Raw genomic sequence first — 23,385 nt, 5'->3', positions numbered from 1 at the left:
TCCGGGACTGCGGCGTGTTTTCAACACAGCTCAGAAGAGACTGGGGCGCTCCGGCCCCCTGGAGCGAGCGATGGTTCGCGTCCCGCGGATCCATGGCTTGGACAAAGTATTGCGAGTGCAGGGCCCGGCCCGGCCGAAGTTGTGCCGCGACCAGGTCGTAGCGCACTCCGCCAGGATGGCGGTGCTCGCGAGGCATGTGTGTCAGTGAGGCGCCAGCCACATCGACACACGTTCATGGGCGTTAACGACCCGGCAGAACTGACAGGACGCACGGGCCTGTCGGGGGGTCGGGTCTTGACCAGACACGAGAGAGGCGTCGGCAATGACGGAGGGTCAGAAGACCGTCGGGCAGCGCGAGGAGTCGGATCTCCCCCGGTACGCAGGGATCGCAACCTTCGCGCTTCTGCCGAGGATAGATGAGGTGGACTATGCCAACGTCGCAGTCGTTGGCATCCCGTTCGACTCGGGCACCAGCTTCCGTCCGGGCGCCCGCTTCGGCCCAGCACACATTCGTGAGAATTCGCGACAGCTCCATCCATACCACCAGCTCCACGACACCTTCCCTTTCAGGGATCAGCAGGTGGTTGATGCTGGCGATATCGGCGTTGGTCCCTACGACATCGGGCGAGCGGTAGAGACGATTCAGGCGAAGGCGGAGAGCCTGGCGGTCCGAGGTACGAAAGTCCTCGCCCTCGGTGGTGATCACACGATCGCCCTCCCACTACTGCGAGCTGCGGCCGCTTTCCACGGACCTCTCGCCGTGTTGCACTTCGACGCTCACCTTGACACGTGGGATGTGCTCCACGGTGCGAGCATCTGGCACGGTTCTCCTTTCCGCCGCGCGGCCGAGGAAGGATTGCTCGATCTCGAGCACTGCCAGCACGTCGGCATTCGCGGTGGGGTCTACGATCCGAGCGAGCTCGATGACGATCGCAGGGTGGGCTTCGACATCATCCGCAGCGAGGCGTTCCAGGATCGCTCCATGCGGAGCATCGCCGAGCAGGTGCGCGAGCGCCTCGGCTCGGGTCCGGTGTACGTGTCGATCGACATCGACGTGCTCGATCCCTCACACGCGCCGGGCACGGGCACTCCCGAGGTGGCGGGCATATCCACGCGTGAGCTCTTCGCGGTGCTCCGCCAGCTGCGCGGACTCAACATCGTGGGTGGCGATGTGGTGGAAGTTGCGCCGGCCTACGACCACGCAGGATTGACTGGGCTTGCAGCGGCACACACGGCTTGGGAGCTCATTACCCTTATGGGGCTGGCCGATCAGGACCAGGCAGCCCAGCTGACCGAGAATTCGGCACCAGCGCCCGGTCACCGCGGAGGGGTCGCTCCTGGAGCACATGAGTGACCTCGGTGACCGCGGCCTCGAACGCCACCGCGACGTCGCGCGCCGCCTCGCGCCTCGTGACGCGGCGATCGCCTAGAACACAGCACGACGGCTCCTCGGGTCGACCGCTGCCGGCTGCGGCTGATCAAGTCTGACCGCTCCCGGGCCCACAGCCGCCGGTGGCACAGGTACGAGCTGAGCCACACCGAACGGCGAGCTCGTCGCATTGTGGGCGTGCGTCAGGTGAGTCGCATTTCCGGCCATGGCTAACCGGGTGGTGGGCTGCCTTGATGATCCGCACGAGTGTGGCGTAGCGCCCAGGAGCCGAGCATGAATGGCGGAGCCGGAGAGCGCGCGAATCCTCCGTGGTCTCGAGGTACTTGGCGAGCCAGGCGGCGCCCGATACCACGGAGGCCTACCAGTAGACCCAAACCCCGATCCGATCGGGCCGCGTGGGTCCTAACGAGTGGGAGAGCGTGCTAGTCGTGCCTCCTTCGTAGCACCAGCGGGGTCAGCTGCCGCTGTGAGCCCGCCTCAGCACTGGGGGCTACACAGCTAGGAATACCGCCCTCATTGCTGGCGACCCGTTCTAGGTCCCGAGAAGCCCGGGGCGAACGAGTTCGACCCGGGCGCGGCTCGCCTGCCTCCCGATCGAGCACTGTTCGGCCGCGCGTCGGCGTGGGCGAGCTCACCAGCCAGCGCGACGCCGAGGACGCCGCGGCCCCCGACATTGAGGACCTCACGCGGCCGTGGTCATCGGCCGGCCCCGGTGGCGCGGTGGTCGACGGGTTCGAGGACCGTGTCACCGGGCTGGGCGGTGCTGAAGCCTGCCGGCGGCGCCTCCCGAGCGCGCCTCTTCTTGGTCACGGTGGCCCCTGGGCGGCGCGTGAGGAGGAAGACGGAGATGGTGGCGGTGAGGAAGAGCAGCTGCATGACGGTGCGGGGCAGCAGCTGATCCCACCAGGGCAGCTGGGCCCCGGGGCGGGCGAGGGTGACGTTGGCCGCGAACATCACGAGCAGCAGCAGCGTGAGGCCCGCTGCGGCGACCGTGGCGACACGACGGCGGAGCATTGCGGCCGCCGCGGCCAGCTCGAGGACGCCGGTGACGGTGACGAGGAGTCCCGGAAAGGGCAGCGACTCGGGCACCATCGCGATGAGCTCGGCGCGCACGCCGACGAAGTGCGCGACGCCGGTGAGGGTGAACATCACCCCTACGCCCGCGCGGAGGGCCAGCTCGAGCCCATCGGCTCGACCGAGCCAGAGCCGGGTCAGGATGAGGACAGCAATGGTTACGCCAGTGAGGGCGAAGACAGGTTCCATGCCGGCGATACTCGGCTCGCGCTGGCACAAGCCTCCTCCACGGCTGCAGAACTTGGCGAATATCGCAGCTAGCATCGGTGGTTGTGGCGGATCCGATCACCCTGGATGTCGATGATCGGCGGGTGCTTCACGCGCTGCAGCTCGACGGGCGGGCCTCGTTCGCGCGGATCGCGTCCATTCTGGGGATGTCGGAACGTGCCGTCTCGCGGCGCTACCACCGCCTGCGGTCCCGGCTAGCACTGCGCGTGATCGGGCTCAGTCGAGCCGACCCGCGCACACACGAGGACTGGTTCATCCGTGTCGGCCCGGGCGCTTCGACCGGCGCGCTCGCCCGGAGCCTCGCCGGCCGCGATGACACGTCCTGGATCGCTTCGCTCGCTGGCGACGACGGTCTCGGCTGCATCCTGCGCGCGCCCGCATCGACCGGCGATACGGGGGGCATCCTCGACCAGCTACGGCGCAGCGCCGGAACAGCGGCCGTTACCGCCCAGCGCCTGCTCGCCCCGGTCGCCGGCGTCGGCGGGTGGCCGGGCCGGCTCACGGCGCTCACCGCGACCGAGCAGCAGGCACTCGCCTCGCCCGCATTGTCAACCGCAACTCACTTGGACGGCACACGCACGGTTGGCACGCGCTCGGGCGGCGCACGCTCCGAGGGTGTCACGCGATCCGACGCCGACGCGCGCCTGCTCCGGCTGCTTGCCACCGACGGGCGCATGAGCATCACCCGCCTGGCCCGCGAGTCCGGCATGCCGGAGACGCCCGTTCGTAGACGGATCGCCGAACTCCCCGCCACTGGCAAGCTCCTGTTCGAGGTCGAGGTCGACCCCCGGCTCTACGGGCGACATGTCGACGTGATCTGCTGGATGGACGTCCCCCCGAGCGCGCTCGGAACCGTTACACGGGCCCTCGAATCGCACGTCGAGGTCGCGTACGCGGCGACCACCACGGGCAGCACCAGCATCCTCGCGTTCCTCGAGCTCTCCGACGCCCGCGATCTGCGCCGGTACCTCGTCGAGCGCATCGGCGCCCTCTCCGGCGTGCATCACGTCGAGACGGAACTGGTCGCACGCTGGCTCAAGCGATCCGGGCGCGTCCTGCCCACCAGCTGAGCCCGGTTTGCCGAAGTGCCCGCCTCAAGGGCCGTCATCAGCGGAGTCCATCGCAGCATCAGCGCGTCCGGATGTGATTGCCTCACCCGGGTGTCGCAGATGCTGCAGGGTGAACCGCATGAGCGATGAACACAAGCAGCGACTGCCTGACTACCTCACGAAGACTCGGGAAGCGGAGCAGGATGGCGCGGCGTCTACGACGCGCTCACCGGCGACGGGCACACGGTCCGTGTCGTGCAGAATCCGACCAAGTCCCTCGCCGACGACGCTGCAACCACACGCGCGTACTTGGCTGCTTGCCACGGTCGACGAGTGGTCAGTCACGAGAGAGACGCTCGCCGGCCCCGCGGTGACCTGCGGCTCGAGTGCCCGCTCGACGACCTGACCTATGGATGGCCTCTGGTTGGACGCGGTGCCAAGCCGCTCGAACCGGGCACGGGACGGCAAGGTCCTTGGCCGCCGTCAGCCGCGGGCAAGACGAGCCCGGGATGTGCCTGCTCACCGAGGCTCCAGCTGATGGACCCTCGGTCCTCGCGACATGCCGGACGGGCCAGCCGCTCAGCGGGAGTTTCACCGGGCTTGGTCGAGGCGGCCGGCGAACGTGATATAGCGTCCTCCCGAGTGACTCGGCACGGGTTTGGTCTCGCGCGTTTCGAAGATGCAAGGAGGCGTGTCTCTGTCGGCTGGCGCGCGTACTCTCGATCACCTGCTCCGCCGCCGCGCGAAAGGATTCTGTACGGCATGACTTCGAAGGCTCGACGTCGCAGGGGTGCAACCCTCGAGAAGGCGATTCTCGATGCCGCATGGGCCGAGCTGGGCGAAAAGGGTTGGGCGGGTTTCACAGTTGAGGGAGTTTGTGCCCGGGCTGAGGCCGCGAAGGCGGTTGTATACCGCCGATGGAGGAACCGTGTCGAGCTGGTGGAGGACTTGCTCCGGCGAGAGACGGACAGCCTCAGCTGGGAGCGTGAGAGGTCGGTCGATCTGCGCGCGGATCTTCTCAGCTTCCTGCAGGAGATGGCTGACTTCCTGGGCAGTCCTTTCGGTGGCGCCGTCTGGGGAGTGATGTACGAAGGCGATATGTCTAGGCGACCAAGCGTGCTGGAGGGCCCGACGATTATTGGCCGAGTCCAGACGATATTTGATGAGGCGCTTGTACGGGGCGAGCTTGTGACTGAACCGCCGCCATCAGTGATGAATCTGGGCCATTCGTCGATGATGTCCGAGTTCTTGCACACGGGGCGACCAGCCAGCATCCACGGGATTGAAGCCATCCTGAACGACCTTTGGCTGCCGGCGATCATGCGGTCTCAACGAGGTCGGGGGTAAACCTGCTGTCTGGGGTCCGCGCCGCACGCGGCGCGGACCCCAGAGCGTTTCGGCTACGTGGCGCCGAGCGGTGTTCCTACTTCCCGTCTCGCGCGATGTCGGTGTCGCGGTACGGGGTGAGCACGACCGGTCCTATCAAGCCGGTCTGTTGCCAGTCAGGGGACTGGTAGTTGCTGTCGCCGGTCGAGCGAACGGCGTTGAACATCGTGGTGGCGACCCGGATGGTGAGTGCGTTCTGGCCCGGTCGCAGCGAGTGCCCGAGATCGATCCGGCCACGGTCGGACTGGTCCACGGTTGCTTCTTGGCCGTTGACAGTCGCGGTCACTGAGTCGAGCACGTCGCCGAGATTCAGGTAGGCGCCATCGGCGGGACTCCAGCCAGTTGGCAGCTGGAAGGTCGTCGAGTAGGTGCCGATACCTGAGTTTCGGGTGAGGTTCTGCGGCGCGGTGATCTCGCGCCACGACGGAAGCCTCCCGTCCGAGCCGGCGACTACCGGGAACACCGGTAGATCGGTCTTCACCGTGGTGTACTCGTTCTCGCCCGGCGTCCATGTCTGGGCGTCGAGCGTCCACGCGTTGAGGGGAAGAGGCGCAGATACACCCTGCACCTGCGTGACTCGACTCGTGCCGTTGCTCAGTTGCGTCTCATACCGACCGTCCGAGCTGGCGCGCAGCACCAGACCCTGCGGCTGACCGCTTGCAAGGATCTGTCCGTCGCTGCTCACCGCGTAGGTCGCGGGTGAGTGGATCGGGACCCCGTCGCTGCCGACGATCGCGCCCTGGTTGGTTAGCGCGATGATGACCATGTCGTGCGGCGCGATCCGCACCGGCACGGTCACCGTGGAAGCGCCCTTGACGAACTCCCCGATCGGAGTGATCTTGCCGGTCCACGTGTCGTAGGCGTACGGCCGTCCGGACCCGGACAGGGTGAAGTTCTGCGTTACCTCGCTTCCGGACCGGTTGTAGATGAAGTCGTAGGTGACGTTGCCCGCGTCTCGACGAACGAGCCCAAGGGCGGGCGTGGGCGTCTGCGGGGATACGGCCGGTCGTATGGACTCTCGGTCCAGCGCGTCCGGAAGCGCCGCCTCGGTGGCCACCTGGGTGACCGCGGGCTGGGCGAGTAGCGCGCTGATGACCGGCGCGAGCTGATCCGTGTCCGGCTCGGCCCCGGTCGTGGACATCGGTGCGTTGCCGACCACGAAGACGCGCAGGCCTGCCTTGGCCAGGCGCAGGAGTTGCTGGGCTCCGCCGAGCGAGATGGTCCGCTGGTTGTTCAACACCAGGGCCTTGTAGCCGGAGCTGTCGCCGAAGAGGCCACCGTTCTTGTCCGGCTTGAGGCTCGGGTCCCCGAGGAGGTCCGGGGACACGTACTCATAGGTGTACCCGGCGCTCGATGTCGCCGAATCCGTCCCGAGCATATGCTGCGGGGATTGCTGGGCGCTCACGCTCTGTCCGATGAGGCCGAGGTCTTCGTAGTAGACGCCGAGATCGAGCTTGGCCTGGCCCTGTCGCAGGACCAGCTGGGTTCGGGCCAGGCTGTCATTCACCGACTTGTAGTCGGCCCAGCTGGCCTGTCTCGGACCGAACGCGTCGTTGACGTTGAGGGCGCCGAAGATGTCCCACGGTTCGTAACCGGGCCAGGTGCCGCCGTCGCGGCCGCTGGTGCCGACGCCCTTGGGAGCGTCCCGGTAGGCCAGGCCGTGCCAAACGAGCTGGTTGACGCCGCCGGCGTAGCTCTTGTAGATGCTGTCGAGCAGTCCTTGGGAGTAGCGCCCGCCGACAGCCGACCCGTCACCTCCCTGACCGAAACCGCCGGGGACGTTCGGTCCGGCAAGGCTGGAGCGGTACCCGCCCTGGAACACTGCGCAGCACTCGACCGAGACCAGGTTCTTGCTGGAGAGGTGGGCTCCGGCGCTGACGACGCGATAGTCCTGCTCGGCGCCCAGCGGGTTGGGGCTGCCGAAGTTGAGCGACTCGCCCTCGGGGATCCCGGCACGCGAGGCTGCCACGGCCGTCGCGATCGGGGTGCCGTACGACTGGACCCGGAAGTTGAGGCCGTGTCCCGCGGCCCAGGCCTGCATCGGGGCGACGTACTCGTTGCTGTAGAGGTCGCTCATGGTCTGCCGGTAGTCCTCGCGGACCCTCGGGCCGATGCCCGCCAGCTCGAACGCGGGCGCGCTGGTCCCCTGGTTCCCGGCGCCAGCCAGCGCCGGCAGCATCAGCGTCAGGTCGTACCCGCGCTTGTCCTTGAACGTGTCGAGGAAGTTCCATGTCCACTTCTGCGACGAACCCAGCTCGAGCGAGTCCTCGAACACCGCGCCGGATCCGATCCGTCGTAGGTTGGCCCGCACAGCGTCGGTGAGGATGTACTTGTCCCAGAAGTGGGTCTGGATGGTGACCCCGCCCCGGCTCAGGTGGTCCACGACGTAGTTCGGCTGCGTCGCCATATACCCGCCTCGTTGGGCGATGGAGCCCGAGGGTGCCTGAAGAAAGTCGATCAGCACCCAGGGGTTGCCGTTTCCCGCCGGGAACGTGTAGGTGAGGGCACCGTTGTTCACCTGAGCGGTGACATCGAGCACCGAGTTGGGGTCAAGCAGCCGCTGAGCGGTCCCCGTCACGGGGCAGGCGTTCGCGCACTGCGCGACCAGCGTCCGAATTCGGGTCGTGCGCGCCACGTCGGCGACGGTCTCGTTGATCGGGTGCGCCTTGGTCAATAGGAAGACGGTCAGAACGCCGCAGGCCGCCGTCCGATCGCCGAGGCTCGTGACGGTCACCTGCTCCGAGCTGGGGCCGGAGCCGACCGTGATGGTGTCCCCTGGGGCGAACCCGCCCAGGTTCCGAACGTGCAGCTCGGTCTGGCCAGCCGCCGCGGGCTCGCACAGCTGGGTAGTCACTGACGGCGGAGCGGTCGACGGAGCTGGGAGTGCACCCGAACGGGTCTCGCCTGGCTGGCGTAGCTCTCGCCCGAAGATGATCTGCTGCTCGGCCTCAGGCTGGTTGAAACTGTTCAAGCTGGGGACCGTGGGTGGATACTGCGGGCCGAGATTCTGGTCCACCACGAGGCCAAGGTCCGCAGCCTCCGCAGTGATCACTTCCATCTTGTGCGCCCACGCCGGGGTCCCCCACCCGTACTGAGCGAGAAAGGCGTTGCTCTGGTTGCCCTCACCCGGCACCACAAAGGGAGCCACCTCGACCCCGCCCGCGCCCGCCGCAGCGAGGTCACGCAGCTGGTCGCGCAGCACATCATCTTGGGTGTACGCCAGGGGCATCCACCACCGATAAATCGGACGGACCGATGCCGGGGGGTCGGCGAACGTCGCCGGGGTCAGGGCAGGCTGCGCACCCGAACTTGCAACTGTTGGTGTGGGGCCTGCTGGAGCAGCGAGCGATGCAGCCGACGGCGCGGCGGCCAACGCGAGTGCCGCTGCGATCGAGGTTGCCAGCAGCGCCCCGCCCTTGCCGTACGCGCGATGCAATCGGAACATACTGCGCACTTCCCTTCGTCATTGAAAGGTTTCAATTGATGGTCCCTCGTGACGCTACCAACCGCCCTTTGATGTCGTCAATAGGAGACGGTCCGTCTACTAAATGGCATGATCGGCGCCCACCTCCGAGCGTCACGGGTTCGGCGCCTCGCAGTGCTGCCGCCCATCCGTCGACGAGCTCGTGACGCTAGCCGCGAAGCGGTCTGTTCGTCCCGTCTCGGGGAGTTCTGGTCTGTTAGGTGACGAGTTCGGTCCCCTGACGGGCTGTCGTCCGCTCGAGAAGCGTCGGATGCTGATCGTGACGCGCGACGCGGCTCATCTCGCGGACCAAGTACGCCTCGTACCCGCGCAGGGAGTTGGTTCGGTCGTGCTGTCGTTGGGGGTCATCGCCGCGAGGGTGTTCGGCCGGTCGGTCGACGTCGATGCCTGGGTCGACGCCGACGTGGATTCCGAGGCGTTCGGCGTGGTGCATGCGGGCGAGGAGCGGCTGCCAGGTGTCACTGGTCTTGGCGTGCTCGATGTCGTCGTGGGTGATTCCGAGGCTGGTGAGGATGCGCTCGTAGTGGGCTTGCCGGCGTGCATCGAGCACGGCGGCGCCTTCGGCGGCGAGCCGTGCTGGGCTCGCGGCGGTGGCGAGTTCGCTGGCGCGGGTGGCGGTGGCGGAGGTGTCTGCGCCGGGGCGGGCGAGCACGGCTTGGAGGACTTCGACCGGGTCCATGGGTTCGGTCTCGTCGTGGGCCGTCGCGAGATCGGGGTCGTAGGCGGTGTCGACGTACAGGTGGTTCGACTCCCGCCCGCGGGTGGCCATGACGTAGAGCGGTTCGCGGGTGGTGGTGGCTGTGACGTAGGCGTGGGCGGCATCGACGGTGCGGCCTTGGGCGCGGTGGGCTGTGGTGGCGTAGCCGAGCTCGACGTGCTCGTGGACGTATGCCGCCGAAAGCGTCACGGCTCGGCTGCCGGTTGCCCGTCGCACCCGCAGCGACCCGTCCGGGCGGACGTTGGTGACGACCCACTGGTCGCCGTTCTTGACCCACTCCCCCACTCGAGAAGCGGTCTGGTCGCTGGTGACCAGGTCGCGCTGGTTGAGCCGGGTAACGATGTGATCGCCCACCCCGAGGGTCGTTCCGTCCGCGAGCGTCGTCCCCTGGGCGGCGACCTCGCCCGTGCGGACGCGGTGAATCCGCGCCCGGACATTGAGGTCGGTGACCGTCTGCGCATCGGCGGCGATCATGAGCGAGGTGCGCCCAGCGGCGACGTCGGCCTGCCACGCCTCGAGAAGGGCGTCGAGGACGGGCTCCCGGTCCCCGCCGACTACCCGCCCGCGCTCAACATAGGTGTCTGCGGCAGCGGGGCGTCCGGTACGGAGCCTCAGCGACGCCTCGCGTTCCCACTCGTTCCGGAACCGGCGCACATCAAGCAGCTCCGGGGCATGGTCGCGGTCGGTCGCAACCAGCTTGAAAGCGCCGCCGGCCTGCACCGGGGACAGCTGCGCCCAGTCCCCGACGAGCAGCACCTTCGCGCCGGCCTGCCGGGCGTAAGTGGCGATCTGGTCGAGCTCAAGAGTGCCAGCCATCGAGGCCTCGTCGATGATGACCAGCTGCCCGGGCCGCAGCCGCCACCGGTCGATTTCGCACGCGGCTCGGTGGGCTTCGCGCAGCAGTGCCCGGGCGCGCAGCGATGGGCTGGCCCGGTCCAGACTGGACTTGAGGGAGTCGAGCCGCGCTCGGCGTTCGGGCAGGCGGGTTGCCTCCATGAGCCACTTGGCCGTGTTCTCCGTCGGGACCCCGACCGCGTCAGCGAGGACCTCCGCTGCGGCGGCGGACGGGGCGAGCCCGACAACGGACCCAGGCCCGTGCTGCGCCTCCCACACGGCCCGGACCCCCGCCATGGTGGTGGATTTGCCGGTCCCGGCGGGCCCGACGAGCACGTCCAGGCAGCGTCCGGACGTGGCGATGCGGCATACGGCGTCGGCTTGCTCCGCGGACAGAAGGTGGTCACGTCCCGGTAGCTCCCGAGTGGCGAAGGCGGCCGCAATGTGATGGCCGACGGTGGCGGCGTCGAGGGTACGGCTCGCCTCGAGAAGCCGCTGCTCGGCGTCGATGATCTCGCGGGATGTGTACTGGATTGAGTCCGTGGGCCGGAACCGGGATGTCCCGTCCGGGCGGCGCAACCCGTCCGGGAGCATGTCGAGCTGTGGGTCGTCGGGGGTGAGCCGGACAGCCTGGACGAGTGCGAGATCACACACGCGTTCCGCAACCGCGACCCGTTCGTCTGGGGTGGCGAACCGGACGCCGCCGACCTGCCGCAGAACCTCCGCCAGGATGTTTGGCCGGGTGAACGTGGCCCGCTTCGCGGCCACGTTGCCGAGAGCGGCGCGGGCCGCGTCGGTAAGGATCTCGTCTGCCAAGTCCGAGGCCGTCAGCGGCGGGAGATCGTTGCGGCCGGCGAGGCTCGCGACCCACGCCTCCTGCCCAGGACCGGCCGGGCCGACAAAGGGTTCGGCGCGACTGCGCCACCGGGCGACCAGGTCAGAGAGCGGCGTGAGGTGCTTGGCCGGGCGCGTCGCGAGGGTGGCCTGCTGCCGCAGCTTGAGCACCTCGGCGGTCGTGGGCTGCCGCCCGTGCGATGCGACGAAGCCGGCGACGAGCTGCTCCTTCGCCGCGTCGATCTGTGAGGAGCGCTGCGAGAACTCGTTAGCCAATGCCTGCGGGACGCCGGTGATCTCCCACTTCGGCTCGGCCGACCGGCGGCGTCGCTGGGGCTCCCACCCGACACCGAGGTCCGCCGTCAACAGGTCGGCCAACGCACCGTTGTACAGCTCCGACAGGCCGACTGCCGTTCGGAACAGCGCTTTGGAGTCGAGGGTCCGCCAGCCGCCGTCCGAGGCGGCCTGGACCCGGTTCAGGACGACGACGTGGGTATGCAGCTGCGGGTCCCCGGCGCGGGAGTCCCAGTGGTCGAACGCCGCCGCGACCACCCCACGCACGTCCTGCGACACCAGACCGCCACGGCCCGTCCGGGTTGCGAACACCTGCTGCTCGGCGTAGCCGATGACAGACTCGAGCGCCTTCACATGGGCGGCGCGGATCCGGGCCCGGGTGTCCTGGTCCGCAAGCGCCCACGCGACTGAGACGGACTTCGGGGCGGAGAAGGTCAGGTCGAACGCGGCCACCGTCCTGGACGCCTTCCGGCCCTTGCGACCCGGTCCGTCTGCGGGTTTCGGCGGGCGGTCCGCGGCCGGAACTCGACCCAGCGGCGCCGCGGTGATCGGATCTTGGAGCATCCCGAGCATCCGCCATAGGTGGTCCTCGGTCACTTCCGACCCGACTTCGACTCCGTGGCCGCCGTCCAGCCCGGCTAAGCCTTTGCCGAGGAACCGGCCCGGCGGGGTGCCCTCGGCCGTGTAGTACGCGGTCAGCGGATCGGTCGTTCTCGTGGCCTGGTCGGCGCGCACGACGGACGACATGAGGTACCGGAACCCGGCCCCCAACGTCATCCGCCTGATCGACATGGTCACTCGGAGCACACGACCCCAGCGGGTCACGATGCGCGCCGACCCCGGCGGGCGCCCACCTTGGTGCCAGACGTGTGGAGCAATGTCGTGGTCCCTGAAAGGCCAGCCACAGACACGTGCAGCGTTTGTGGGCACGGTCAGACGGACGGCGCAGGTCGGACCAGGGTGTCAGGAGCCGTCGAGCGGTCGGAGGTATCGAGCCGACAGCCACGTCTGAACCGTCGTCGACCGCAGACCGTCGGTCACCACGTAGACCACGAGAGCGGTCCAGTCGCTCGTTCCCGGGTCACGGCGCCACTCGACCACAACGCCGGGCCACGGCCCGGGATGATCGTCTGGGCCTTCGACCCAGCAGTGCCGCTGGCGGGCCACGGCCTGCTTGGGGGCTCCGGGGCCGGCGAGTGGGCGATCGCGAAGCGGGACTCCGCGCCGGAAACCCATCCCATCGGCCATCCTCCCATTGTGGCGCAGCCCTCGAACATCTGTTCGATTGTCGCATGGTGGCCCAGCGCCGGAGTGATCGCGAAGGACGACCCCAACGCAGTAGGAGTAAAGATGTGTCCCTTCCCAGTTAGCCCCACGGCGCGCCAGCGACTTCAGGCCGCACAGCGGGCCGAGGCCGACGCCCTCAAGGCGGTGGAGCTTGCCACCGGAAGCCGAGACCGCGCCCAAAGGAAGCTCGACGTTGCCACAGCGAAACTCGACGACGCGCGCATAGCCCTGATAGGCGTGTCCGGGGTGAGCCGAGCGGCATTGCTGCTCGATGCCGACGAGACCACGCTGCGGCGGATCGCGCGTGAGCGACGAATGCTCCGCAACGGCACGACCGCGGCCGCGACGGATGACCGTTGATGGGGACCTCACCGCAGGGGTATGGGCCGAACTCGGTGGTTCGTTCCTCTGCCGCCCTCGTCCGCAGCTCGCTGTCCCCCGCAGGTACCGGCGATCAGCCCGGCCAGCGAACGGTCATGACGACAGACCGCTCGATCGCCTTCCACGCGTGAACGACTCCCGGCCCCCACATGACGTAGTCGCCCTCTCGCGCGAGCTCGACCTCGCGGTCGGGGAGCTTCTGAATGAATCGGCCTGAGACGAGGATCAACAGCGAGGTCCGCGACTCCCCTGTCGTCCACTCGGCTCGTTCCTCACCGGCCTCGTGGATGCCCCACTTGATCTCGACATCGGTCGAGTTGCGCACGCTGTCAGGCGGTTCGATGAAGCTACCGACGAGCCATCCCCGGTAGGGGCTGCCATCTTCGAAGGCGTTGCCAGCGGCGATACTCACGAGGCGACTCCGATCTCCATGGGAGGCAGAGCAACTCGCTCGGGGCTCAACTCCGCCAGGTGCCTCAACCCTAGTGCGAAGGTCACGAGCCCCTCGTCGGACCACCCGGGCGCGCTGAGGAGCGCCGCCAAGCCTTCACGGTCTTGACTGGACAAGGCCCGCAACCGAGCTGCTTCCCAGTTCGCCTGGATCAGGCCTCCATAGCGACCCCAGAAGGCCTCGTCGTGGATGGCGATCAGGGCGCTGAACTCGTAGTTGCCAGTCGTGAGGTTGAAGCCGAAGCCCGTGAGCGGCATGTCCCATCCGGCGTTGGTCTGCAACCAGCGCATTGGTTCGCTGAGCCGGCTCGGGTGCATCGGATCTGCGGCCGCACCGCCGGACCAAGAGGCGTCGAGCTCCTCGCGGCCGAAGAGCTCCTCCTCCAATTCGCGAAGCAGGCTCGTTCCAACCGCGACTTCAGCGCGCTCGTCGGTGGTCGGTTGATGAAAGCACTTGGGGATGGCGGCCAACCTGCCCGTGGCGTTGACGACGAGGGGGCTGCGTTCTTGCACCAGGATGAGGTAGTCGGGCTTTCCATCGGCGCCAGCGGGCCGCGCGAACGCACAGAGTCCCTGCACGCCACCCGCGCAGACGCGCGCAGATGGTTCGAGTGCCGAGGCGGTCGAAGGCAGGAGCTGTGCTCGCAGCGGCATACGGTCGCGAAGGCCGAGGGCGACTTCTGCAGCCTCCGCCTCGAGCAGGTCCCAGACAAGCGCGTACCGGGCGAAAGTGTCGACCGCGAACCCGCCCAAGGGACCGTGAGCCGCGGAGGTTCCGGGCACACGCACCATTCGATAGATGGGGGCATTGACGAATCGCGTCCGGCTCGCCAGCAGTTCGACCATGCGACGCACCGTGGCCTCAAGCAGGTCCGGCGTTGGCTCGACCGCAACCGGTGGTGGTTCATGAATCAGCTCGAAAGCAGCGGTGGCACCAGCGAGATGCGGCAGCTCTGTCAACCACTGTGGTCTCGAGAGCATCGTCGTCCGCTCTTCGCGACCGTCGCACGCCAGAGTGACCGCACCGAACCCGTCGGGGAAGTCTCCGTAGAAGTCGAGCACTGCGCTCGCCAGCTCCCGCCGGTCAACGGAAGCGCGCGCTGCCGACACCGGACCCGTCGCCTCACACTCTTCGAGCGCTTTCTCGACGTCGGCCCTCGTCTCCCCCGTCCGGGCGTTCCGTATGCCGTCCAGCCAGTTCATGGCGGACGCGATGTTCGCGTCCGAACCCAGTCGTCGCCGCCACATCGACCGCGGACCGTCCCCCTGGCCTCGGCCGACGGCGCCTAGTGCTGCGAACCGATCGCGATCTTCATCGCTGGCCATCCTCAGCATCGTGTCCAAGGCCTGCTGCATCTCGAGCGTCAGCCGCATCTTCGGGTTGGCGTGCCACTTGGCGACGGTCCGGGGCGCCGAGCCGAGCCGCTCAGCGAAGCCTTCGTTGGTCAGCCGCATCGCCTGCTGAAGTCGGCACGCGTCGACCGGATGCCACTCTGCGACAACGTGGTTCACTGCCCGACACCGCCGAGGCGTTCGGCGCGGAACCGACATTGAAGTGCATTGGCGATGCACTGGCAGGTCATAGTTGGGCCGGTCGGAGCCTGACTTACTTGCAGCCATGGAGCTTCGGAAGGAACGGTCGCGCAGCGCGAACTCGGTGGCTCGGGAGTACTCGCCCGACGGATCACTTGCCCCTCCTGCTCCCCTGAGCTCTTCGCCCCGCAGCACGGCGGAGCGAGCGGACCATTTGCCGACTCTGTCACGGGTCGCCCAGGTCTGCTCGGACTTGAGGACTCGGTCGGTCTCCGGTCAACAGCGTGCACATCGTGCGCCCGACGGGACCGGCGGGGCCGTCGCTCATCAGCCGCCTGTGGAAGGGCTCGCGCTCGGGCCGCTGTCATCCACAGGCATCCGTCCCGTCTCACCAAGTAGTTCCGCAGTGCACGACAACGGAAGCCAGCAGCGCCCGACCGAACGGGTGCAGCCGAATCAAGGAGTCGACATGAAGAACGAAGCCAGGGGTCACCTTCTCGCAGAGGCGTTGGCTGCCTGTTCCAGGCTGGACCGCGCCTCCGAGGAGCTCGACCGTCTCTGGCTCGCCGTTCGAGACGCGGTCTGCACACGGGGTCTGTGCCGAGTCACGCCGCTGGGTTCAAGCTCGACGATCCCCATCACATCGGAGTACGCGACTGACGAGCTGATTGCCGCAATTGAGTGGCTGGTCGCTCACGCCGAGGAAGCACGCGCGCTGAGCCCGACGGACTTATTCATCAAGCTCCGCGGCGTCGCCACCCGCGGCGCCGCCGGGTCGGCACGAGCGGCGCAGAGCGACGCGCTGCACGGAATGACCCACGTCTCGCCAGGCGATCCTGTCGTGTTCGCCGACGCCGATCCGGTCGAGCTTGCATCATGACCGTCGACGCGTTCGAAGAGTGGACGATGAAGGAGCTCGGTCTCACCGAGGAAGAGATCGACGCGATGAAGCTTCCTCCGGTGTTCGACCTCTTCATCTCGCGTATCGAGGCCGCTCGAGCTCGCGGTGCAGTCGACCCACTGCAGACCGTGACTGCGAAACTCGCCGGCGGGAACTCGCGGGCTTGCACAAGGCGCATGCTCGAGCAACTCCGCTACACCGCGGCCCAACGACGGGCGGTCCATCGCCTCCTGGCGGGGTCACCGTCGGGTTGGCCAGGCCTCCTTCGGCTCTATGTCGAGGGGCTGTCCCTCACCGGCAAGGAGCGCCAGTACGCCAGGCGACAGGTCCAGATCCTCCTTGGTCAGACGACCGGGTCTCGCAGCAATGCGAGTGCAGCATGTTCCGCCATCGCAGTGACGCCATAGCTGGTGGCAGTGCCGACCGCGCCGCCCAGGGACGGAACGCCTGGTCCGGAAGTGCCCACGGGATGCCGTCGCCGTAGTCCAGAAGGACGGAGCAGCGTTCGAGTTCGGGGTGGAAACCCACCAGCGAACCCCACCAGAGGGACGTGACCCAGCCCAGCGGCATTCCCACGACAAAGACACCGATCAGTCAGGAGCCCGGATAGTGCCCCCGAGTGGCGGTGACGCGCGTATGTCCCTGCAGCGGATCGGTGCTGTCGTCGTCGTGGCTCTCGCCACTGTGCTGGCGACGTTGGGACTCGTGATCGTCGCCGCTTCCAGTTCACCGGCCGACGCGCGACTCCCGTCCTGCGTGTCCGGTGGTCCCGTCGGCGGGCTGTCCCCGGCGCAGGCACAGAACGCGCGGATCATCTTTGCGGTCGCAGCTCAGCGAAGTGGCGAACGCGCCGCCTTCGTCGCCGTCATGGTGGCGTTGGCCGAGTCGGAGCTGCGAGTGCTCGCCAACCCGAACGACCCCACCGGAGCGGCATACCCGAACCAAGGCGTCGGCTTCGACCACGACTCCCTTGGCCTGTTCCAGCAGCGGCCCGGGTGGGGCACGGCGGCCCAGCGCATGAGTCCGATCGAGTCGACTCAGCTCTTCCTCGACGCGCTGCTGGCGCTGCCGGGCTGGCAGGACATGACGCCCTGGTATGCCGCCCAGATGGTTCAGCGGTCAGCGTTCACCGGGGTGCCCACGCAGGCCAACCGATGGTCGAGCGTTGTCGGCGAGAACTACCAGCGCCAAGCCCAGCGCGCGGCCGGCGTTCTCGCGTCGATAACGGGCACCAACACCGAACTAGACTGCGACGCCGCCGAACCCGGAACAGTTCCGCCCGGGATCGACGGATCCCACGGATTGCCCACGGCATACGCGATACCCGCTGGCACGAGTCCGCAGGCGCAGATGGCCGTCACGTTTGCTCTAGCTCAACTCGGCAAGCCGTATAGATGGGGCGGGAACGGACCGGCCGCCTACGACTGCTCCGGCCTGACGCAGCAAGCATGGATCCGCGGCGGCGTCCGCATCGGCAGGGTCGTCGGCCAACAGCTTCGAAACGGCACACCGGCCTCCCTCGACGCCTTGCGTCCGGGCGATCTCGTCATGATCCCCGGAGCCTTTGGCACCATGGCGGCTCCTGGGCATGTCGGGATGTACATCGGTTACGGCCTCGTCGTCAACGCACCCCGCACCGGCGACGTCGTGCGTGTCGTCTCCCTCAAGTCCTTCATCTCGGACGGTCTCGCTGGCCTTCGCCACATCGCCTGATCGGGCCACGCAATCCACTGTCAGCGGTTCCAGCGGACTGCGCAGTGGCTATACCCGATCAGGCGTCGGGCCGGCGAGAGGCCCATTAGGAGGCTCGGCGACCGTTATCGGTGGGAGGCCAATGCCGTGCTTGCCAACCATTCCGCGAGCTGGTCGATCTCGTCAGCCTTGTTCCAGTAGTCGTGGTTCCACCATCCGGATCCCCATCCGGGAGCGCAGACGATGTCGTTGTTGTGGCAGAGAGAGGCTGTGTATGGCGTGATTGAGTCCGGTAGTGGGCCACTCCCAGGAAGGAGCGCCTTCCGATAGACGCCTGTCGCATTCCACATCCCGGGCTCGGCCGTCTTAAATCCATCCGTGAAGACGCTTTCGGCGCCATGTCCATTTTTCGCCGGGTCGGCAATCAGTCCTACGGCAGCGATCTGATCCAGAACCGCATTAGTAGCTCTTCGCTCGAGGTAGATGTGGATGGCCAGGGCACCTTGCGAATAGCCCACCAGCACGTACTGCTGCGATGTGCCACAGCGACCTATTTCGCCCTCAAGGTACTGCTGAATACGGTCGACGCCCATCCATATGCTCGCGTTGTAAGAAACGTCAGCAAACGCGGCATTCATACCTAAAAGCGGGTTGACAGGGCCCGCCGCGTTCTCCCAAACAGGCACATGCATCGCCGTATACCTTAGCCCGATCCCCTTCAGGATCTTCTTGGGGTCAGGCTCGTTGAGGGCCCCAGACATCTTCGACACGAAAGATTGGTATACGGGCCATATCGTGCGACCGAAGCCAGACAGCCAGTCCTGGTAGTCCGTATCTTTCGCGCTGTCCTTAGGGTCTTCGCCCGACCCTCTGACAGCCAAGAACATGAACGGCTTGCAGCCAGGGGCAGGGTCCGGTGGACTGCCGGGCTGCACTGGAGCTGGAATTGGCGGCGCCACCCAGCCAACCCATGGAAGCACATCGACTCCCGAGCCCGATACCGAGGTCCCCGTGCCAATTGGCGAGGGACCGCTCGGACTTCCCCAGTCGACGTTCGTTGCGTCGACATAAGACTCCGATGACACACCGACCACACAGTGGGTGATCTGGCCGTGAACCTCGGCGAATCCATCCGTGATGATGGCGAGGCACGTCGTCGCGTGGCGGATGTTCACGCCGTCTAGAGCTGCGCTCGCTCCTGCGCTCACANAGACGCGTGACACTCATCAGCGAACCACCCCTGCCAGGCGCGACCCCGGTCGCGACTTCATCCGTCGATGAACCGAAATCTACGATGAGCTCAGCACGGACGTACCTGGTTTGGGCAAAGTGAGCGGCTCGGCGGCCGGCGCAGGGACGTTGTCTGCCTTGGCCATTCGCGGGTGGAACGACCCCCACGACACGATGCCCCTTTCGAGCATCACCAGGGGACGCGAACGCCGATGTGTGGGACCCACGTAGCTCGGGGCGCCGCAGACGTCAACAAGCCATGGAGCCGGAGTGCTTTTAGCCGATTCCGCCGGCGTGCAGTCTTTGTGCGAGCCACTGCCCGACGGCCTGGGTTTCCGCTGGTGAATAGTTCAGATGGGCAAGTACCTGTCCTCCGATACTGGCGCCGCATACGGGATCGAGCTGGTGACAGAGGGAGATCGTCCTGCCAGTCACGGTGTTCGGTATCGCACCGGCGAGGGTTGAGTCATACCAGAGGCCCGACGTCCAAACTCCTGTGAATGGGCGGACCAAGATGCCGGCTTCCGTGTTGGCGGACTCCCACAACAGCTCAGACCCGAACGCGACCCGACCGGGGTCTGCGATGAGGCCAACCCCAACCACGCGCTCGAGCAGCGACGGTTCACTGCTTGCCATGAGTCGGAGGCTGAGGTGTATGGCGAGGGCGCCTTGCGAGTAGCCGAGAAGGACGAACTTGGAGTTCGGGCAGTCGCGCAGTTCCGTATGCATCCGAGCAAGGAGCTTGTCCTCACCGTCGAAGATGCTCTGCATGTAGCCCTCCGGCCCGACCCACTGACCTCGGAAGACGAAGCCCGGGACGCTGAGCCCCAGGTATTGGACCGCAACAGGTTTCACAGTGACCTGAGGATCAGAGATCGCCAGTGCGTCCTTCAGCTCTTGGTAAACGGCCCACGAGTTGGTACCGAACCCATCAGACTCACCGCTGAAGGTAGGCGCGATCCACGGCCCGAATAGTCCGGATCGAGTCGCCATAGGGTCCTCGCTGGATCCCCGAGCGCCGAGAACAACGAGCTGCGAGCACTTCGTGGAGTTGTCCGGGGGTACCGGCTGCGGGTCGGCCGGCGCCGGCCGCGGCGGCGGAACGTACCCGACCCACGGGTAGTACACGACACCACTACCGACCACGGGTACACCGGTGCCGTCCGGTCCGGGACCTGAGGCGGATCCCCAGTCGACGTCGCGGGCGTCGACGAATGTGCCATCCGAGAACACCCCCACCTGGCAGCCGACTACCTTTCCCCGCAGATAGACGCCGCCTCCGCTGGACGCGAGGCATTGCTTCGCGTACTTCAGCGTTGTGGACTCGAGGCTGACCCGCCCGCCCGTGGGCACGNCCGACGGTGTCATCGCGCCAGGAGGTGAACGTCACCGGTGACCCGCTGGTGCCGGCAGCGTTCAACGCGCCATTCACGGTCAGGGTGTTGCCGTGGGCGAACTTGGCCACCGCGCCGGCGGGCATGGTCAGGGTCACCCCGGTGGCCACCGTGAGCGTGCTGCCTTCACCGGCCGGGAACAGGTAGGGGTAGCGGCCGATGAGCAGCTGCAGCCCGGTGGTGGGCCAGGTCGAGGAGGTGGTCAGGGTGCCATGGAGCCCGATGGTGTTGTAGCTGTTGGCCGAGCCGGTGTTACCGGCCAGCTTGGCCAGGTCCAGATGATCGGACGTGATGACGACCGGCAGGTAGCTGTAGGTGCACCAGGGGTCGTTGCAGGTGTACTGGGTGGCGTTGCGGGTGAACGTGTTCCCGGTCAGGACCGGGGCACCGGGCAGGCCGCTGAGGGTCACGGCGTTGTAGCCGTTGGCGTCAAAGGTGCTGTTGGTGATCGACTCGGACCCGGCATACGAGACCGACACCCCACTCGAGGCGTAGGACACGCGGACCCGGTCCAGGCTGATCGACCCGGTGCTGTTGTTGNGGTGGGGGCGGGGGTAGTGGCTGTCCCGTCGCCGTTGGTGTCACCGCCGGCGGTGTCATCACGCAACGAGGTGATGATGACCGGGTTGGCGCTCGTTCCCAGGGCTCGGAGTGTGCCGTTGATCTGCAGGATGGTTCCCCAGTCGTTGGTGCCGTACCCGGCTTTCAAGACGGTGCCGGCATTGAGGGTGAGGGTGACACCTTGGGCGACCGTCAGTCCGGTGACGTTGTTGGAGTAGGGGCCACCGATCGCGATGGGCAGCCCTGCCGCGGGCAGGGTCAGATCGGCCTTGAGCGTCCCGATCAGTTGCAGTGCGTTGACGCTGTTGTTCGCTCCGCTGTTGCCGGTCAGTTGGCTTGGCAGCAGGGAATGGCTCAGGACCCGGAACGCCTCGCCGTTCATCTGGCCCGCGTAGAAGGGGTTGTAGCGGCCGGTGACGTTCTGCACGGTGTTGCCGGTGACCGTTGGCGCCGGGATGTTCAGCAGCGCCTGGTTGAGGTTGTAGGGGCTTGGTGCGGCATCCACGATCAGCCCGGCCCCGGCGCGGATGTCGTCGATGGTGTTGCCCGACACGGTGGTGGTCGATGCGGCGACGTTGGTCACGTCCCCCTGCTGGGTCACGGTCAGGCCGCTGGTGGCGCTGTCGCGCACCGTGTTTCCGGTCAGGGTGATGGCGCGTTGACCGGTGACGGTCACGCCCGACCTGGCGTGCTCGAAGGTGCTGTTAGTGACCGTGACCGGGTTGAGCTGGGTGCCCAGCGACGTCCAGCCCATGTAGCGCACGATGGTGTGGTCCAGCTGGATCCCTTGCGCGGTCGAGGCCNCCGACGGTGTCATCGCGCCAGGAGGTGAACGTCACCGGTGACCCGCTGGTGCCGGCAGCGTTCAACGCGCCATTCACGGTCAGGCCAGTCTGGTACGACTTAACAACAGTGCCGGGCGTCAGGGTAAGAGTTGCGCCCGCGGCAACGGCTACGGTCTCATCGAGCACGTATGCGCCGGCGCAGTCGGGCGACCAGGTCGTGCTGGTTGTGATGCTCCCGGTGACGTGCCGCACTGGCGTGTAAGCCGGATCGCAAGTTTCGGGTGTGGTGTAGGTGTACTGGGTGGCGGTGCTGCTGCTCGACGTGCCGCCGGGTGTGGTCACCGTGACCGGCACGGTCCCGGCCGTGCCGGCAGGGGAGGTGACCGTCAGCTGGGTGGGGCTGGTGACGGTCAGAGTGGTTCCGGTCGCGGTGCCGAACTTGACGCTGGTGGCGCCGGTCAGGTTGGTTCCCGTGATCGTGACGACGGTGCCGCCGGTGGTCGGGCCGCCGTTCGGGGAGACCGCGCTCACCGTCGGGGCCGCGGGCGCCGGTGTGGTGTAGGTGTACTGGGTGGCGGTGCCGGTGGTGGAGGTGCCGCCGGGTGTGGTCACGGTGACCGGCACGGTCCCGGCCGTGCTGGCTGGGGAGGTGACCGTCAGCTGGGTGGGGCTGGTGACGGTCAGGTTGGTTCCGGGGGTGGTGTCGAACTTGACGCTGGACGCGCCGGTCAGGTTGGTTCCCGTGATGGTGACGACGGTGCCGCCGGTGGTCGGCCCACTGCTCGGGGACNGGTGGGGGCGGGGGTAGTGGCTGTCCCGTCGCCGTTGGTGTCACCGCCGGCGGTGTCATCACGCAACGAGGTGATGATGACCGGCGCGGCGCTCGTTCCCAGGGCTGTAAGCGAGCCATCAACGGTGACGCCCGCAGGTCCCGCCGCCTTGATGATAGTTCCGGCCGACAGTGCTAGCGCGATGCCTTTGGGGATTGTGACGCCCGGCGCATCGAGCACGTAGACCCCGGCGCAGTCGGGCGACCAAGTCGTGTTCGACGTGACAGTGCCTGTCACGTGCTTCACGGGTGTGTATGCCGTATCGCAGGAAGCCGGCCCGGTGTAGGTGTACTGGGTGGCGGTGCCGGTGGTGGAGGTGCCGCCGGGTGTGGTCACGGTGACCGGCACGGTCCCGGCCGTGCTGGCTGGGGAGGTGACGGTCAGCTGGGTGGGGCTGGTGACGGTCAGGTTGGTTCCGGTCGCGGTGCCGAACTTGACGCTGGACGCGCCGGTCAGGTTGGTCCCGGTGATGGTGACGACGGTGCCGCCGGTGGTCGGCCCACTGCTCGGGGACACCGCGCTCACCGTCGGGGCCGCGGGCGCTGGTGTGATGTAGGTGTACTGGGTGGCGGTGCCGGTGGTGGAGGTGCCGCCGGGTGTGGTCACGGTGACCGGCACGGTCCCGGCCGAGCCGGCCGGGGAGGTGACGGTCAGCTGGGTGGGGCCGGTCACGGCCAGGCCGGTTCCGGTCGCGGTGCCGAACTTGACGCTGGACGCGCCGGTCAGGTTGGTCCCGGTGATCGTCACGACCGTGCCGCCGGCGGTCGGCCCACTGCTCGGGGACACCGCGCTCACCGTCGGGGCCGCGACCGAAATCACCGTACGGGCCGGGGTGTACGCCCCGGCCGCGGTCGTGGTCGGCACGGCATACAGCCGGTAGTACCAGGTGCCCACCGCGGGCACCGTGTAGCCGATGGTGGCCTTGCCGGTGGCGGCCGTGGTCGTGCTCGACAGCGTGGTCCAGGCGGTCGAGGTCGACGGGCGGCGCTGCAGCTGCACGCTGCGGGTCACCGTGGTGGTGCCGGTCTTGACCGTGATCGCGTTGCTGAC

At 67.5% G+C, this 23,385-nt stretch carries 16 protein-coding genes; 7 read left to right on the top strand and 9 right to left on the bottom strand.

The genetic code is table 11. The features are described 5' to 3' along the window. Positions 1-322: 322 nt before the first annotated feature. Positions 323-1,354 carry an agmatinase gene (gene speB, locus ACYVLP_RS10635; protein ID WP_460627312.1) on the top strand — a complete coding sequence of 344 codons (1,032 nt, stop codon included), beginning with the start codon at positions 323-325 and terminating at the stop codon, positions 1,352-1,354. A 732-nt stretch (positions 1,355-2,086) separates the two neighbouring features. Here speB and ACYVLP_RS10630 read toward each other — a convergent pair. Continuing rightward, positions 2,087-2,653, bottom strand: coding sequence for a DoxX family protein (locus ACYVLP_RS10630; protein ID WP_460627311.1), 567 nt, complete (start codon positions 2,651-2,653; stop codon positions 2,087-2,089). Between the two features lie 83 nt (positions 2,654-2,736). Here ACYVLP_RS10630 and ACYVLP_RS10625 point away from each other — a divergent pair, with 83 nt between their 5' ends. Beyond that, entirely contained in the window at positions 2,737-3,762 is a 1,026-nt protein-coding gene (locus ACYVLP_RS10625; RefSeq protein WP_460627310.1) for an Lrp/AsnC family transcriptional regulator, read from the top strand. A gap of 741 nt (positions 3,763-4,503) precedes the next feature. Then, positions 4,504-5,088, top strand: a complete 585-nt coding sequence (locus ACYVLP_RS10620; protein WP_460627309.1) for a TetR/AcrR family transcriptional regulator — start codon at positions 4,504-4,506, stop codon at positions 5,086-5,088. A 76-nt stretch (positions 5,089-5,164) separates the two neighbouring features. On the opposite strand, the gene ACYVLP_RS10615 is transcribed toward ACYVLP_RS10620, so the two are convergent. Together ACYVLP_RS10615 and mobF are read right to left on the bottom strand one after the other, a co-directional pair. Further along, a complete protein-coding gene (locus ACYVLP_RS10615; RefSeq protein ID WP_460627308.1) occupies positions 5,165-8,572 on the bottom strand; it encodes a glycosyl hydrolase in 3,408 nt (1,135 codons plus the stop codon). Positions 8,573-8,807: 235 nt separating this feature from the next. Next, positions 8,808-12,083, bottom strand: coding sequence for a MobF family relaxase (mobF, locus tag ACYVLP_RS10610; protein WP_460627307.1), 3,276 nt, complete (start codon positions 12,081-12,083; stop codon positions 8,808-8,810). Between the two features lie 330 nt (positions 12,084-12,413). Here mobF and ACYVLP_RS10605 point away from each other — a divergent pair, with 330 nt between their 5' ends. Beyond that, positions 12,414-12,938, top strand: coding sequence for a hypothetical protein (locus tag ACYVLP_RS10605; protein ID WP_460627306.1), 525 nt, complete (start codon positions 12,414-12,416; stop codon positions 12,936-12,938). A 94-nt stretch (positions 12,939-13,032) separates the two neighbouring features. Here ACYVLP_RS10605 and ACYVLP_RS10600 read toward each other — a convergent pair whose 3' ends face one another. Beyond that, entirely contained in the window at positions 13,033-13,371 is a 339-nt protein-coding gene (locus ACYVLP_RS10600) for a signal peptidase I (protein WP_460627305.1), read from the bottom strand. Beyond that, complete coding sequence (locus tag ACYVLP_RS10595) at positions 13,368-14,369, bottom strand: hypothetical protein (protein ID WP_460627304.1); 1,002 nt, start codon at positions 14,367-14,369, stop codon at positions 13,368-13,370. Before ACYVLP_RS10595 ends, ACYVLP_RS10600 begins: the two co-directional genes overlap by 4 nt. 910 nt (positions 14,370-15,279) lie before the next feature. On the opposite strand from ACYVLP_RS10595, the gene ACYVLP_RS10590 reads away from it, so the two are divergent. The 3 genes from ACYVLP_RS10590 to ACYVLP_RS10580 all read left to right on the top strand — a co-directional run bounded on the left by ACYVLP_RS10590 (position 15,280) and on the right by ACYVLP_RS10580 (position 17,556). After that, positions 15,280-15,822 (top strand): hypothetical protein, encoded by a 543-nt coding sequence (locus tag ACYVLP_RS10590; RefSeq protein ID WP_460627303.1) that lies wholly within the window; start codon positions 15,280-15,282, stop codon positions 15,820-15,822. Then, positions 15,819-16,250 (top strand): hypothetical protein, encoded by a 432-nt coding sequence (locus ACYVLP_RS10585; RefSeq protein WP_460627302.1) that lies wholly within the window; start codon positions 15,819-15,821, stop codon positions 16,248-16,250. Before ACYVLP_RS10590 ends, ACYVLP_RS10585 begins: the two co-directional genes overlap by 4 nt. 229 nt (positions 16,251-16,479) lie before the next feature. Continuing rightward, on the top strand, positions 16,480-17,556 hold the full coding sequence (locus ACYVLP_RS10580) for a C40 family peptidase (RefSeq protein WP_460627301.1): 1,077 nt from the start codon (positions 16,480-16,482) through the stop codon (positions 17,554-17,556). Between the two features lie 104 nt (positions 17,557-17,660). On the opposite strand, the gene ACYVLP_RS10575 is transcribed toward ACYVLP_RS10580, so the two are convergent. From ACYVLP_RS10575 to ACYVLP_RS10560, 4 genes are all read right to left on the bottom strand, one after another. Then, complete coding sequence (locus ACYVLP_RS10575) at positions 17,661-18,296, bottom strand: cutinase family protein (RefSeq protein ID WP_460627338.1); 636 nt, start codon at positions 18,294-18,296, stop codon at positions 17,661-17,663. Between the two features lie 745 nt (positions 18,297-19,041). Then, on the bottom strand, positions 19,042-19,893 hold the full coding sequence (locus ACYVLP_RS10570) for a cutinase family protein (protein WP_460627300.1): 852 nt from the start codon (positions 19,891-19,893) through the stop codon (positions 19,042-19,044). A 1,531-nt stretch (positions 19,894-21,424) separates the two neighbouring features. Further along, on the bottom strand, positions 21,425-22,237 hold the full coding sequence (locus tag ACYVLP_RS10565; protein ID WP_460627337.1) for an IPT/TIG domain-containing protein: 813 nt from the start codon (positions 22,235-22,237) through the stop codon (positions 21,425-21,427). Beyond that, the gene (locus ACYVLP_RS10560) at positions 22,234-23,130 is read right to left on the bottom strand and encodes an IPT/TIG domain-containing protein (RefSeq protein WP_460627336.1); all 897 of its coding nucleotides are present in this window, start codon (positions 23,128-23,130) and stop codon (positions 22,234-22,236) included. Before ACYVLP_RS10560 ends, ACYVLP_RS10565 begins: the two co-directional genes overlap by 4 nt. Between the last annotated feature and the right edge of the window lie 255 nt (positions 23,131-23,385).

Source organism: Intrasporangium mesophilum (assembly GCF_054783095.1).
Note: the sequence above shows the minus strand (reverse complement) of the source record. Positions and strands in the feature narration are given on the sequence as shown.